Origin of the sequence: Cellulomonas wangsupingiae (assembly GCF_024508275.1) — a bacterium.
In the GTDB taxonomy this organism is placed as follows: domain Bacteria; phylum Actinomycetota; class Actinomycetes; order Actinomycetales; family Cellulomonadaceae; genus Cellulomonas; species Cellulomonas wangsupingiae.
The window spans coordinates 2990930-3004895 of sequence record NZ_CP101989.1 but is presented as its reverse complement, the minus strand read 5'-3'; the positions used below and the strand labels follow the sequence as shown (position 1 = coordinate 3004895).

The window sequence follows — 13966 nt, the reverse complement described above, 5'->3', positions numbered from 1 at the left end:
CGGCCGCACGTTCTCGTAGCAAGCCCAGCACCCCCCGCCGTCCGACCACCGGGCTGCGGGTCCGAACGGAAGGAACCGCCACCATGGCGAAGCTCACCACCGACGAGCTCATCGACGCGTTCAAGGACCTCACGCTCATCGAGCTGTCCGAGTTCGTGAAGGCGTTCGAGGAGACCTTCGAGGTCACCGCCGCCGCCCCGGCCGCCGTCGCCGCTGCCCCCGCCGCGGGTGGCGCGGGCGCCGACGCCGAGGTCGAGGAGGAGAAGGACTCGTTCGACGTCGTCCTCGAGGCCGCCGGCGACAAGAAGATCCAGGTCATCAAGGAGGTGCGCACGCTCACGAGCCTCGGTCTGAAGGAGGCCAAGGACCTCGTCGACGGCGCGCCGAAGGCCGTCCTGGAGGGCGTCAACAAGGAGGCGGCCGAGAAGGCGAAGGCGGCCCTCGAGGGCGCCGGCGCCACGGTCACCCTCAAGTGATCTGAGCCGGCCGGCCGCCGACGGACGTCGACGGCCCGCCGGCACCAGGCACGCACGACGGAGCCCGCACCCCTCGGGGGTGCGGGCTCCGTCGTCGTCCGGGCCGGTGCGGTCCGGACCGTCGCTGGTGGGGCTCGGTGCGACGGCGGGGGGAGCGCCCCCGGCGGAGGGCGCGCGCCGCACCGTCTGCGGGGCGTCGGCGCTGGTCGCGTCGGGGGAGGGCCCGGTGGCACCCGTCCGGCTTCACGTCGGGCGCCCGGATGTGCCACCATGTCCACGACGGTGATGGAGCCGTCGCACGAGGAAGGGCCCGCGACGACCGGGGCCCGGATGCTCGGAGACGAGCGGCGACGTTGCCGCGACGACCGGGGTTCTCGCGGTGGGTTTACTTGGCACGCCTGTGCGGGTATGCTAGCGCTTTGCGCTGGCCTGTGCCCGCGACCTCAGATATCCCGACCCCGGATCCGACGCACGTGCGCGTCGGGCGCCGTGGTTCGCGGCCGGGGGGTCGCGCCTCGCCAGGCGGCGCAGCGTGCCACGATCCGCAGGGAAGGACCCCTCTTGGCTGCCTCGCGCATCCCTCATGCACCGTCCGCCGACGCCATCGCGAACCGCACCGCCTCCCGTCGCATCTCCTTCGCCAAGATCCACGAGCCGCTCGAGGTCCCCGACCTCCTCGGTCTGCAGACCGAGAGCTTCGACTGGCTGCTGGGCAACGAGCGCTGGCAGGCCCGCGTGGCCGCCGCGCTCGAGGCCGGCCGCACGGACGTGCCGGAGACTGCCGGGCTCGAGGAGATCTTCGAGGAGATCTCGCCGATCGAGGACTTCGGCGGGACGATGTCCCTGTCCTTCCGCGAGCACCGCTTCGAGCCGCCGAAGTACACGGCCGAGGAGTGCAAGGAGAAGGACTTCACCTTCGCGGCGCCGCTGTTCGTGACGGCCGAGTTCGTCAACTACACGACGGGCGAGATCAAGTCGCAGACCGTCTTCATGGGTGACTTCCCCCTGATGACCGAGCGCGGCACCTTCATCATCAACGGCACCGAGCGCGTCGTGGTCTCGCAGCTCGTCCGTTCCCCGGGCGTGTACTTCGAGCGCACGGCCGACAAGACGTCCGACAAGGACGTCCTGACGGCCAAGATCATCCCGAGCCGTGGTGCGTGGCTCGAGTTCGAGATCGACAAGCGCGACAACGTCGGCGTGCGCGTCGACCGCAAGCGCAAGCAGAACGCGACGGTGCTGCTCAAGGCGCTCGGCATGACCGAGAGCGAGATCCGCGAGGAGTTCGCCGAGTACCCGGCGGTCATCGACACCCTCGAGAAGGACCACGTCCAGACGCAGGACGAGGCCCTGCTCGACCTGTACCGCAAGATCCGCCCGGGCGAGCCGCCGACCGTCGAGGCCGGTCGCGCGCTGCTCGAGAACTTCTACTTCAACCCCAAGCGCTACGACCTGGCGAAGGTCGGCCGCTACAAGGTGAACAAGAAGCTCGGCCAGGACGCCCCGCTGTCGGACTCCGTGCTGACGCTGTCCGACGTCGTCGCGACCATCAAGTACCTCGCCGCCCTCCACATCGACAAGCCCACGCTGCCCGGCACGCGCAACGGGGAGTCGATCGAGATCCGCGTCGAGCCCGACGACATCGACCACTTCGGCAACCGTCGCATCCGCGCCGTCGGCGAGCTCATCCAGAACCAGGTCCGCACGGGCCTGTCCCGGATGGAGCGCGTCGTGCGCGAGCGGATGACGACGCAGGACGTCGAGGCCATCACGCCGCAGACGCTGATCAACATCCGTCCCGTCGTCGCCTCCATCAAGGAGTTCTTCGGGACCAGCCAGCTGTCGCAGTTCATGGACCAGAACAACCCGCTCGCGGGCCTGACGCACAAGCGGCGTCTGTCGGCCCTGGGCCCGGGTGGTCTGTCCCGCGACCGCGCCGGCATGGAGGTCCGCGACGTCCACACCTCGCACTACGGCCGCATGTGCCCGATCGAGACGCCTGAGGGCCCGAACATCGGCCTCATCGGCTCGCTCGCGACGTACGGGCGGATCAACCCGTTCGGCTTCGTCGAGACGCCGTACCGCCGCGTCAAGGACGGCAAGGTCTCGGACGAGGTCGACTACCTGACCGCGGACGACGAGGACCGGCACATCATCGCGCAGGCCAACGCGCCGCTGACGGCCGACGGCCAGTTCGTCGAGGACGCGGTCCTCGTGCGCACCAAGGGCGGCGAGCCCGACCTGGTGCCGCCGGCGAACGTGGACTACATGGACGTCTCGCCGCGCCAGATGGTGTCGGTCGCGACCGCGCTCATCCCGTTCCTCGAGCACGACGACGCCAACCGCGCGCTCATGGGCGCCAACATGCAGCGCCAGGCCGTGCCGCTGGTCCGCTCCGAGGCGCCGCTCGTCGGCACCGGCATGGAGCGTCGTGCGGCCGTCGACGCCGGCGACGTCGTCGTGGCGACCAAGCCCGGTGTCGTCACCGAGGTGTCGGCGGACCTGGTCACGGTGGCCAACGACGACGCGACGACGTCGACGTACCGCATCGCCAAGTTCCGTCGCTCGAACCAGGGCACCTGCTACAACCAGCGCGTGCTGGTCGAGCACGGCGCCCGCGTCGAGCCCGGCTCCGTGCTGGCCGACGGCCCGGCGACGGACGAGGGCGAGCTCGCGCTCGGACGCAACCTGCTGGTCGCGTTCATGTCGTGGGAGGGCCACAACTACGAGGACGCGATCATCCTGTCGCAGCGCCTCGTGCAGGACGACGTGCTGTCCTCCATCCACATCGAGGAGCACGAGGTCGACGCGCGCGACACCAAGCTCGGCCCCGAGGAGATCACGCGGGACATCCCGAACGTCTCCGAGGAGGTCCTGGGCGACCTCGACGAGCGCGGGATCATCCGCATCGGTGCCGAGGTCGGCGCCGGCGACATCCTCGTCGGCAAGGTCACGCCCAAGGGCGAGACCGAGCTGACCCCGGAGGAGCGCCTGCTGCGTGCGATCTTCGGCGAGAAGGCCCGCGAGGTGCGTGACACGTCCCTCAAGGTGCCCCACGGCGAGTCCGGCACAGTCATCGAGGTGCGCACGTTCAGCCGCGACGACGGCGACGAGCTGCCCGCGGGTGTCAACGAGCTCGTCCGCGTGTACATCGCGCAGCGCCGCAAGATCACGGACGGCGACAAGCTCGCCGGCCGTCACGGCAACAAGGGCGTCATCTCCAAGATCCTGCCCGTCGAGGACATGCCGTTCCTCGAGGACGGCACGGCGGTCGACGTCGTGCTCAACCCGCTCGGCGTCCCCGGACGCATGAACGTGGGCCAGGTCCTCGAGACGCACCTGGGCTGGGTCGCCAAGCAGGGCTGGGACATCGAGCTCGCCGAGGGTGACCTGACGTGGAAGGACGGCGTCCCGGCGGTCGCGCACCGCTCGGAGCCCGGCACCCCCGTCGCCACCCCGGTGTTCGACGGCGTGCCCGAGCAGACCCTCACCGGCCTGCTCGGCTCGACGACGCTCAACCGTGACGGCGAGCGGATGGTCAAGGGCGACGGCAAGGCGCGGCTGTTCGACGGCCGCTCCGGCGAGCCGTTCCCCGAGCCCGTCTCGGTCGGCTACATGTACATCCTCAAGCTGCACCACCTCGTGGACGACAAGATCCACGCCCGGTCGACCGGCCCGTACTCGATGATCACGCAGCAGCCGCTGGGTGGTAAGGCGCAGTTCGGTGGCCAGCGGTTCGGCGAGATGGAGGTGTGGGCCCTCGAGGCGTACGGCGCCGCCTACACGCTGCAGGAGCTGCTGACCATCAAGTCGGACGACGTCCCGGGCCGCGTGAAGGTCTACGAGGCGATCGTCAAGGGCGAGAACATCCCGGACTCCGGCATCCCGGAGTCGTTCAAGGTCCTGCTCAAGGAGATGCAGTCGCTCTGCCTGAACGTCGAGGTGCTGTCCTCGGACGGCGTCTCCATCGACATGAAGGAGAACGACGACGAGGTCTACCGCGCCGCGGAAGAGCTCGGCATCGACCTGTCGCGGCGCCCGAACGCCAGCAGCGTCGAAGAGATCTGACGTCGAGCCCCGGTCCGGCTGCACACACACGTGATGCCGGACCGGGTGCCCGCACCCCTCAGCACGATTTCCGTTCCGCTGGTTCTCGAAACCGGCAAGCGAAGGAAGTAGGACCCCCTTGCTCGACGTCAACGTCTTCGACGAGCTGCGCATCGGCCTGGCTACGGCCGACGACATCCGTGCCTGGTCGCACGGCGAGGTGAAGAAGCCCGAGACCATCAACTACCGCACCCTGAAGCCGGAGAAGGACGGGCTCTTCTGCGAGAAGATCTTCGGCCCCACCCGGGACTGGGAGTGCTACTGCGGCAAGTACAAGCGCGTGCGCTTCAAGGGCATCATCTGCGAGCGCTGCGGCGTCGAGGTGACGCGCTCGAAGGTGCGCCGTGAGCGCATGGGCCACATCGAGCTCGCCGCCCCCGTCACGCACATCTGGTTCTTCAAGGGTGTGCCGTCGCGACTGGGCTACCTGCTCGACCTGGCGCCGAAGGACCTGGAGAAGGTCATCTACTTCGCGGCCTACATGATCACGTGGGTCGACGTGGACGGCCGCCAGGAGGACCTCCCGAACCTCCAGAACGAGATCGACCTGGAGAAGAAGGAGATCTCGGACCGGCGCGACAACGACATCAACACGCGTGCCGCGAAGCTCGAGGCCGACCTGGCCGAGCTCGAGGCCGAGGGTGCCAAGGCCGACGCGCGCCGCAAGGTGCGTGACTCCGCCGAGCGCGAGATGGCGCAGATCCGCAAGCGGGCCGACGCCGAGCTCGACCGGCTCGAGCAGGTCTGGGACCGGTTCAAGAACCTCAAGGTCGCGGACCTCGAGGGCGACGAGATGCTCTACCGGGCGCTGCAGGACCGGTACGGCAACTACTTCGAGGGCTCGATGGGCGCCCAGGCGATCCAGAAGCGCCTGCAGGCCTTCGACCTCGCGGCCGAGGCGGACTCGCTGCGCGAGACCATCCGCAGCGGCAAGGGCCAGCGCAAGACCCGTGCCCTCAAGCGCCTCAAGGTCGTCAACGCGTTCCTCACGACGAACAACTCGCCGACGGGCATGGTCCTCGACGCGGTCCCGGTCATCCCGCCGGACCTGCGCCCGATGGTCCAGCTCGACGGTGGCCGCTTCGCCACGTCGGACCTCAACGACCTGTACCGCCGCGTCATCAACCGGAACAACCGCCTCAAGCGGCTCCTGGACCTGGGCGCGCCGGAGATCATCGTCAACAACGAGAAGCGGATGCTCCAGGAGGCCGTGGACTCGCTGTTCGACAACGGCCGCCGCGGCCGGCCCGTCACGGGCCCCGGCAACCGTCCGCTGAAGTCGATCTCCGACATGCTCAAGGGCAAGCAGGGCCGGTTCCGCCAGAACCTGCTCGGCAAGCGCGTCGACTACTCGGGCCGTTCGGTCATCGTCGTCGGCCCGCAGCTCAAGCTGCACCAGTGCGGTCTGCCCAAGCAGATGGCGCTCGAGCTGTTCAAGCCGTTCGTGATGAAGCGCCTGGTGGACCTCAACCACGCGCAGAACATCAAGTCGGCCAAGCGCATGGTCGAGCGCGCGCGCCCGGTCGTGTGGGACGTGCTCGAGGAGGTCATCACCGAGCACCCGGTGCTGCTGAACCGTGCACCCACGCTGCACCGTCTGGGCATCCAGGCGTTCGAGCCCCAGCTGGTCGAGGGCAAGGCGATCCACCTGCACCCGCTCGTCTGCGCCGCGTTCAACGCGGACTTCGACGGTGACCAGATGGCCGTCCACCTGCCCCTGAGCGCGGAGGCGCAGGCCGAGGCCCGCATCCTCATGCTCTCGAGCAACAACATCCTCAAGCCGTCCGACGGCCGCCCGGTGACCATGCCCTCGCAGGACATGATCATCGGCCTGTTCCACCTCACCTCCGACAAGGAGGACCCGGTGGGTCAGGGCCGGTTGTTCAGCTCGGTCGCCGAGGCGATCATGGCGTTCGACCAGGGGTCCCTCGACCTCAACGCGGTCGTGAAGATCCGGTTCGAGGACCTGGTGCTCGCCGAGGACCAGGCGCCCGAGGGCTGGGAGCCGGGGCAGCCGCTGCTGTACGAGACGACGCTGGGCCGTGCGCTCTTCAACGAGCTGCTGCCCGTCGACTACCCGTACGAGAACGGCGTCGTCGACAAGAAGCGCCTGTCGGTCATCGTCAACGACCTGGCGGAGCGGTACCCGAAGGTCGAGGTCGCGGCCTCGCTCGACGCGCTGAAGGAGGCCGGCTTCCGCTGGGCCACCCGCTCGGGCGTCACGATCGCGATCTCCGACGTCGCCACGCCGGCGGTGAAGCAGGAGATCCTCGACGAGCACGAGGCGCGTGCGGCGAAGGTGCAGGGCCAGTACGACAAGGGCCTCATCACCGACGACGAGCGTCGCCAGGAGCTCATCGAGATCTGGACGAACGCCACCGACAAGGTCGCCAAGGCCATGCAGGCGAACTTCCCGCCCCGCAACACCGTCTTCCGGATGGTCGGCTCGGGTGCGCGAGGCAACTGGATGCAGGTCCGCCAGATCGCGGGCATGCGTGGCCTCGTGGCCAACCCGAAGGGCGAGATCATCCCGCGCCCGATCAAGGCGAACTACCGCGAGGGCCTGTCCGTCCTCGAGTACTTCATCGCGACGCACGGTGCCCGCAAGGGTCTGGCGGACACCGCTCTGCGGACCGCCGACTCGGGCTACCTCACGCGTCGTCTGGTGGACGTCTCGCAGGACGTCATCGTCCGCGAGGAGGACTGCGGCACCGAGCGCGGCCTGACCATGCCGATCGGCGTGGCGGCGGCGGACGGCGCCCTGCGCCGCCACGACAAGGTCGAGACGTCCGTGTACTCGCGGACGCTGGCCACCGACATCGAGGTGGACGGCGAGATCATCGGCCACGCCGGTGACGACGTCGGCGACGTGCTCCTCGACCGTCTCCTGGAGACGGGGGTCACCGAGCTCAAGATCCGTTCGGTGCTCACCTGCGAGTCCCGCGTCGGCACGTGTGCCAAGTGCTACGGCCGTTCGCTGGCCACCGGCAAGCTCGTCGACATCGGCGAGGCCGTCGGCATCATCGCGGCGCAGTCGATCGGTGAGCCCGGCACGCAGCTGACGATGCGTACCTTCCACACCGGTGGTGTGGCGTCGGCCGACGACATCACGCAGGGTCTGCCGCGTGTCCAGGAGCTCTTCGAGGCCCGCACCCCCAAGGGTGAGGCGCACATCGCGGAGTTCTCGGGCCGGATCACCATCGAGGAGACGGACCGGGCGCGGGCACTCGTGCTCACCCCGGACGACGGCTCGGAGGAGATCCGCTACGCGATCACCAAGCGCTCGCGCCTGCTGGTGCAGGACGGCGACCACGTCTCGGTGGGCACGCAGCTGGTCCAGGGTGCGGTCGACCCCAAGAAGGTCCTGCGCATCCTCGGCCCGCGTGCCACGCAGAAGCACCTGGTGGACGAGGTCCAGGAGGTCTACCGCTCCCAGGGCGTGGACATCCACGACAAGCACATCGAGGTCATCGTGCGGCAGATGCTGCGGCGCGTGACGGTGCTCGACTCCGGCGAGACGGGCCTGCTGCCCGGCGAGCTGGCCGAGCGCGGTCGCTTCGAGGACTTCAACCGCCGTGCCGTGTCCGAGGGTGGCCAGCCGGCCTCGGGGCGTCCGGAGCTCATGGGCATCACGAAGGCGTCGCTCGCGACCGACTCGTGGCTCTCGGCGGCCTCCTTCCAGGAGACGACGAAGGTGCTCACCGAGGCCGCGATGTCGAGCCGTTCGGACCCGCTGCTGGGCCTGAAGGAGAACGTCATCCTCGGAAAGCTCATCCCCGCCGGTACGGGCCTGCCCCGCTACCGCAACGTGGAGGTGGAGGCGACCGAGGAGGCGAAGGCCGAGCTGTACCCGGCCTTCGGCTACGACGAGATCGACTTCCCGGCGCTCGGCCTGGGCACCGGCGACGCGATCCCGCTCGAGGACATCGACTTCGGCGACTACCGCTGAGGTCGGCTCTCTCCCAGCACGACCCCCGAGGGGCCCGTCGGTTCGTCCGACGGGCCCCTCGGGCGTTCCGGAGCAGGAGGTGCGGACCGGGCGATGGGTCGCTGGGCCCTGGGCCGGACGGGCGGACACCGGCAGGATCTCCTCCGTGAACCATCGAGCGAGGTGCGGCCGGGACGAGCGCGGCGCCGGGACGTTGGAGTACGTCGGCGTCATCGTGGTGGCGGCGGTCCTCGTCGTCGCCGTGATCGCGGGGGTGCGGTCGACCGGTGCGGCGCAGCACGTGGCTGCGGCCGTGTGCGACATCCGGTCGGCCTTCTCCCAGGCGGGCGACTGCGGCGGTGACGACGCACCCACGACCTACGACGGCCAGGACGGCGACGGGCTGACCGCCGGCGCGCCCGGTGGGTCCGGCGAGGTGCCGGCCGGTGAGGAGCAGGAACAGGACGACGCGCCGTCGCCCGACTACGTCAACGCCGCGGACGAGCGCGAGGAGGCGGACCCCGAGCGGGTCGCGGACGCTCTCGAGGAGCTGCGCGACGCGCTCGAGGGCGGGTTCTTCGGCGTGCGTGCGGGTGACCTCGAGGACGCGCGCGACGCCGTCGAGGACCTGAACGGTCGTGAGCTCGACGCGCTCATCGCCTCGATGGACGACGAGGAGCTCGAGCGCTGGGTCAGCCAGATGGAGGACGGCTGGCTGCTCGGCGGGTGGTCGCGCGAGGAGCGCCGCGAGCTGTGGGAGCTGCTGGCGTCCCGCGCCTCGAAGGCGACCCTCGACCGGCTCTCCGGGTTCACCGACGAGCTGCAGCCGTCGTTCGACGGTGTGGGCGGGGACGGTGCGCGTGACGACCCGCAGAGCCCGGCGAACGTGGCCGAGTTCGGCGAGGTCGCCCATGACCTGTTCGTGGGGACGGTCCGGCCCCAGGAGGTGTCCCAGGGCATGATCGGCGACTGCTGGTGGATCGCGTCGATGATGGCGGTGGCGCAGGCCGACCCGCAGGTGATCCGGGACGCCATCACGACCAACCCGAACGGCACCTACACCGTCCACCTGTACCGCGACGGGCAGCGGGTCGCCGTGACCGTCACGCCCGACATGGTGCTGATGCCCGACGGCACGCCGGCGTTCGTGTCGAACGACGGGGCCGGCCCCCCGTACGAGCTGTGGCCCATGGTCCTGGAGAAGGCGCTGGCTCTCGAGTACGGCGACTACGAGCAGATCGAGGGCGGGTGGCCGTCGGACGGCATGACCGCCCTGACCGGCCGGGAGTCGACGAGCCACGGGACCGGTGACCTCTCGATCCAGCAGCTCGCGTCGACGCTGTCGGACGGTGGGGCGATCGGCGTGGCGTCGCTCGAGCCGGAGGACGCGAAGAAGAGCACCTACTATCAGCAGGACGCGGGGGCGAACCGCCTGTTCGCGAACCACGCGTACTACGTGCAGTCGGTCGACGTGAAGGGCGGCACCGTGACGCTCGTGAACCCGTGGGGGATCGCGGGGAACCCCCCGATCACGATGCCGTACACCGACTATCTCGAGCAGTTCCGCCAGGTCGACGTCAACGAGGTGAGCTGATGGTGCGGGGACGGTCGCGCTTCCTCTGGGTGCTCGCCGTGACGGCTGCCCTCGCCCTGAGCGGGTGCGGCGACGACCCGGCGGAGCAGCCGGACGGCGCGGTGCAGCTGCGGCAGAACCAGCCGACCACCGTCGGGGACGTGCGCCTGGTGGCCGGCAACATCTGGGACGACTCGATCGTGCTGTCCGTCGACGACGGGGACGGCGCGGCCGAGAACGCCGACCTGGCCGTGGGGGAGCGCGCCACGATCAAGGGCCGGTCGTTCGAGCTCCTCTCGGTGCACGAGGACACGGCCGAGTCCGCGCCGGGCGGGTCGGGGAGCTACGCGTGGGTGCTGCCCGTCGACGACTGACGCCGCTGCGCAGGACCGACCCGCGCCGGGCGTAGAGTGCTCCTTTGACGCTCATGCCCGTGGGAGGTAGCGTAGGACACCGTGCCCGCGCCGTCGGGCCCTTGCGCGTGCACTCGGTCACCACCCCTTGCGGGGGCGGGATCGCCGAGGCACCGGGTGGCTCCCCACCTCCACCGGAACGGTCCTCACCAGGACGGTCGCCGTGCGGAGGGCCGGGGCGACACGCCCGGGCGCGGGGGTCGGTGCGGGAGGAAAGACCTCCGGGGTAGTCGCGCGACGGGCGACGATCCGGGCCGAGCCGGCCGTCCAGGGTGACGGGTGCCGGTCAGACCAGAGAACACCGACAGACGGAGACGTAGTGCCTACGATCCAGCAGCTGGTCCGCAAGGGCCGGCAGGCGAAGACGAACAAGTCGAAGACGCCTGCCCTCAAGGGCTCCCCCCAGCGACGCGGTGTGTGCACCCGCGTCTACACGACCACGCCGAAGAAGCCGAACTCCGCGCTCCGCAAGGTCGCGCGCGTGCGCCTCTCCTCGGGCATCGAGGTCACCGCGTACATCCCCGGCGTCGGCCACAACCTGCAGGAGCACTCGATCGTGCTCGTCCGCGGCGGGCGTGTGAAGGACCTGCCCGGCGTCCGTTACAAGATCGTGCGCGGCGCGCTCGACACCCAGGGTGTCAAGAACCGCAAGCAGGCACGTTCCCGCTACGGCGCGAAGAAGGGCTGAGACAGATGCCTCGCAAGGGTCCCGCTCCGAAGCGGCCGCTGATCGTCGACCCCGTCTACGGTTCGCCGGTGGTCACGCAGCTCATCAACAAGGTGCTCCTCGACGGCAAGAAGACCGTCGCCGAGTCCATCGTCTACGGCGCGCTCGAGGGCGTCCGTGAGAAGACGCAGTCCGACCCGGTCGTCGTGCTCAAGCGCGCGCTGGACAACGTGCGTCCCTCCATCGAGGTCAAGTCCCGCCGCGTCGGTGGTGCGACCTACCAGGTGCCGATCGAGGTCCGTCCGGTGCGGGCGACCACGCTCGCGCTGCGCTGGCTCACCGACTTCTCGCGCGCTCGTCGCGAGAAGACCATGACCGAGCGCCTCATGAACGAGATCCTCGACGCCTCCAACGGCCTGGGTGCCGCGGTCAAGCGTCGCGAGGACATGCACAAGATGGCCGAGTCCAACCGGGCGTTCGCGCACTACCGCTGGTGACCCGCCGCCGCCGCGGACCTGCACGCAGGTCCGCGGCGGCGTGAGCGGCACCACCTCAAGCCAACCGACAAGGGGCTATTCACGTGGCACTGGACGTGCTGACGGATCTCCAGAAGGTCCGCAACATCGGCATCATGGCGCACATCGACGCCGGCAAGACCACGACCACCGAGCGGATCCTGTTCTACACGGGGGTCAACTACAAGATCGGTGAGACGCACGACGGCGCCTCGACGATGGACTGGATGGAGCAGGAGCAGGAGCGCGGCATCACGATCACGTCGGCCGCGACGACCTGCTACTGGAAGAACAACCAGATCAACATCATCGACACGCCCGGGCACGTCGACTTCACGGTCGAGGTGGAGCGCTCGCTGCGCGTCCTGGACGGTGCCGTCGCCGTGTTCGACGGCAAGGAGGGCGTGGAGCCCCAGTCGGAGACCGTGTGGCGCCAGGCCGACAAGTACGACGTCCCGCGCATCTGCTTCGTCAACAAGATGGACAAGCTCGGCGCGGACTTCTACTTCACGGTCAAGACGATCGTCGACCGCCTGAAGGCCAAGCCGCTGGTCATCCAGCTGCCGATCGGCTCGGAGAACGACTTCATCGGAGTCGTCGACCTGGTCGAGATGCGCGCGCTGGTGTGGCGCGGCGAGACGGCCCTCGGTGAGAAGTACGAGATCGAGGACATCCCCGCCGACCTCCAGGAGAAGGCCGAGCAGTACCGGGCCGAGCTCGTCGAGGCCGTCGCGGAGACCAGCGAGGAGCTGCTCGAGAAGTACCTCGGCGGCGAGGAGCTGACGGTCGCTGAGATCAAGGCCGGCATCCGCCAGCTCACGATCTCGTCGGCCGCCTACCCGGTCCTGTGCGGCTCGGCGTTCAAGAACAAGGGCGTGCAGCCCATGCTCGACGCCGTCATCGACTACCTGCCCACGCCCCTGGACGTCCCGGCCGTCGCCGGCCACGACGTCAAGGACGAGGAGAAGGTCGTCGAGCGCCACCCGGACGCGACGGAGCCGTTCGCGGCCCTCGCGTTCAAGGTCGCCTCGCACCCGTTCTTCGGCAAGCTGACCTACGTCCGGGTGTACTCGGGCCGGGTCGAGTCGGGCGCCCAGGTGCTCAACTCGACCAAGGGGAAGAAGGAGCGCATCGGGAAGCTCTTCCAGATGCACTCCAACAAGGAGAACCCCGTCCCCGAGGCGCAGGCCGGGCACATCTACGCGTTCATCGGCCTCAAGGACGTCACCACCGGTGACACCCTGTGCGACCCGAGCGCGCCGGTGATCCTGGAGTCGATGACCTTCCCGGAGCCCGTCATCGACGTGGCGATCGAGCCGAAGACCAAGGGTGACCAGGAGAAGCTCTCCACGGCCATCCAGAAGCTCGCCGAGGAGGACCCGACCTTCCGCGTCAAGCTCGACGAGGAGACCGGCCAGACCGTCATCGGCGGCATGGGCGAGCTCCACCTCGACATCCTCGTCGACCGCATGCGTCGCGAGTTCAAGGTCGAGGCCAACGTCGGCAAGCCGCAGGTCGCGTACCGCGAGACGATCCGCCGTGCGGTCGAGAAGATCGACTACACGCACAAGAAGCAGACCGGTGGCTCGGGTCAGTACGCCAAGGTGCAGATGACGTTCCAGCCGCTGGACCCTGCCGAGGGCGAGCTGTACGAGTTCGAGAACAAGGTCACCGGTGGCCGGATCCCGCGCGAGTACATCCCGTCGGTCGACGCGGGCATCCAGAGCGCGATGCAGCTCGGCGTCCTCGCGGGCTACCCGCTCGTGGGCGTCAAGGCGATCCTGCTCGACGGTGCGGCGCACGACGTCGACTCCTCGGAGATGGCGTTCAAGATCGCCGGCTCGATGATCCTCAAGGAGGCGGTGCGCAAGGCGGACCCGGCCCTCCTCGAGCCGATCATGGCCGTCGAGGTGCGTACGCCCGAGGAGTACATGGGCGACGTCATCGGCGACATCAACTCGCGGCGCGGCATGATCCAGTCGATGGAGGACGCGACGGGCGTGAAGGTCATCCGCGCCCAGGTGCCGCTCTCGGAGATGTTCGGGTACGTCGGCGACCTGCGGTCCAAGACCCAGGGTCGTGCCGTCTACTCGATGCAGTTCGACAGCTACGCCGAGGTTCCTCGGAACGTTGCCGAAGAGATCATCAAGAAGACCCGGGGCGAGTAGTCCCACAGGTCGAACCCTGCAGTTCCAGCTACACATCCGACCCGTAGGACCGCACGTCGAGCAGGTACCGTCAGGTGGCTGCCGTCGGGCAATCTCTACCAAGTCCTGAGGAGGACACC

8 protein-coding genes are annotated in these 13966 nt (G+C 69.1%); all 8 read left to right on the top strand.

The features are described from left to right. Positions 1 to 83 precede the first annotated feature (83 nt). A complete protein-coding gene (gene rplL / locus NP075_RS13885; protein WP_227565752.1) occupies positions 84 to 476 on the top strand; it encodes a 50S ribosomal protein L7/L12 in 393 nt (130 codons plus the stop codon). Between the two features lie 561 nt (positions 477 to 1037). Next, complete coding sequence (gene rpoB / locus NP075_RS13880) at positions 1038 to 4544, top strand: DNA-directed RNA polymerase subunit beta (protein ID WP_227565751.1); 3507 nt, start codon at positions 1038 to 1040, stop codon at positions 4542 to 4544. Positions 4545 to 4662: 118 nt separating this feature from the next. Next, the gene (locus tag NP075_RS13875; protein WP_227565750.1) at positions 4663 to 8532 is read left to right on the top strand and encodes a DNA-directed RNA polymerase subunit beta'; all 3870 of its coding nucleotides are present in this window, start codon (positions 4663 to 4665) and stop codon (positions 8530 to 8532) included. Positions 8533 to 8677: 145 nt separating this feature from the next. After that, positions 8678 to 10105, top strand: a complete 1428-nt coding sequence (locus NP075_RS13870) for a C2 family cysteine protease (protein WP_227565749.1) — start codon at positions 8678 to 8680, stop codon at positions 10103 to 10105. Further along, the gene (locus NP075_RS13865; RefSeq protein ID WP_227565748.1) at positions 10105 to 10458 is read left to right on the top strand and encodes a hypothetical protein; all 354 of its coding nucleotides are present in this window, start codon (positions 10105 to 10107) and stop codon (positions 10456 to 10458) included. The genes NP075_RS13870 and NP075_RS13865 overlap by 1 nt, the downstream gene beginning before the upstream one ends. Before the next feature lie 358 nt (positions 10459 to 10816). Next, positions 10817 to 11185: a 30S ribosomal protein S12 gene (gene rpsL / locus NP075_RS13860; RefSeq protein ID WP_013117883.1), complete on the top strand. Its 369-nt coding sequence runs from the start codon at positions 10817 to 10819 to the stop codon at positions 11183 to 11185. Positions 11186 to 11190: 5 nt separating this feature from the next. Further along, complete coding sequence (gene rpsG, locus NP075_RS13855) at positions 11191 to 11661, top strand: 30S ribosomal protein S7 (RefSeq protein WP_089798424.1); 471 nt, start codon at positions 11191 to 11193, stop codon at positions 11659 to 11661. A gap of 83 nt (positions 11662 to 11744) precedes the next feature. Further along, positions 11745 to 13847, top strand: coding sequence for an elongation factor G (fusA, locus tag NP075_RS13850; RefSeq protein WP_227565747.1), 2103 nt, complete (start codon positions 11745 to 11747; stop codon positions 13845 to 13847). The last annotated feature ends 119 nt before the right edge of the window (positions 13848 to 13966 follow it).

Coding starts and splice junctions, on each gene's coding strand:
- rplL (WP_227565752.1), top strand. CDS start 84: ATGGCGAAGCTCACCACCGACGAGCTCATCGACGCGTTCAAGGACCTC.
- NP075_RS13865 (WP_227565748.1), top strand. CDS start 10,105: ATGGTGCGGGGACGGTCGCGCTTCCTCTGGGTGCTCGCCGTGACGGCT.
- rpsG (WP_089798424.1), top strand. CDS start 11,191: ATGCCTCGCAAGGGTCCCGCTCCGAAGCGGCCGCTGATCGTCGACCCC.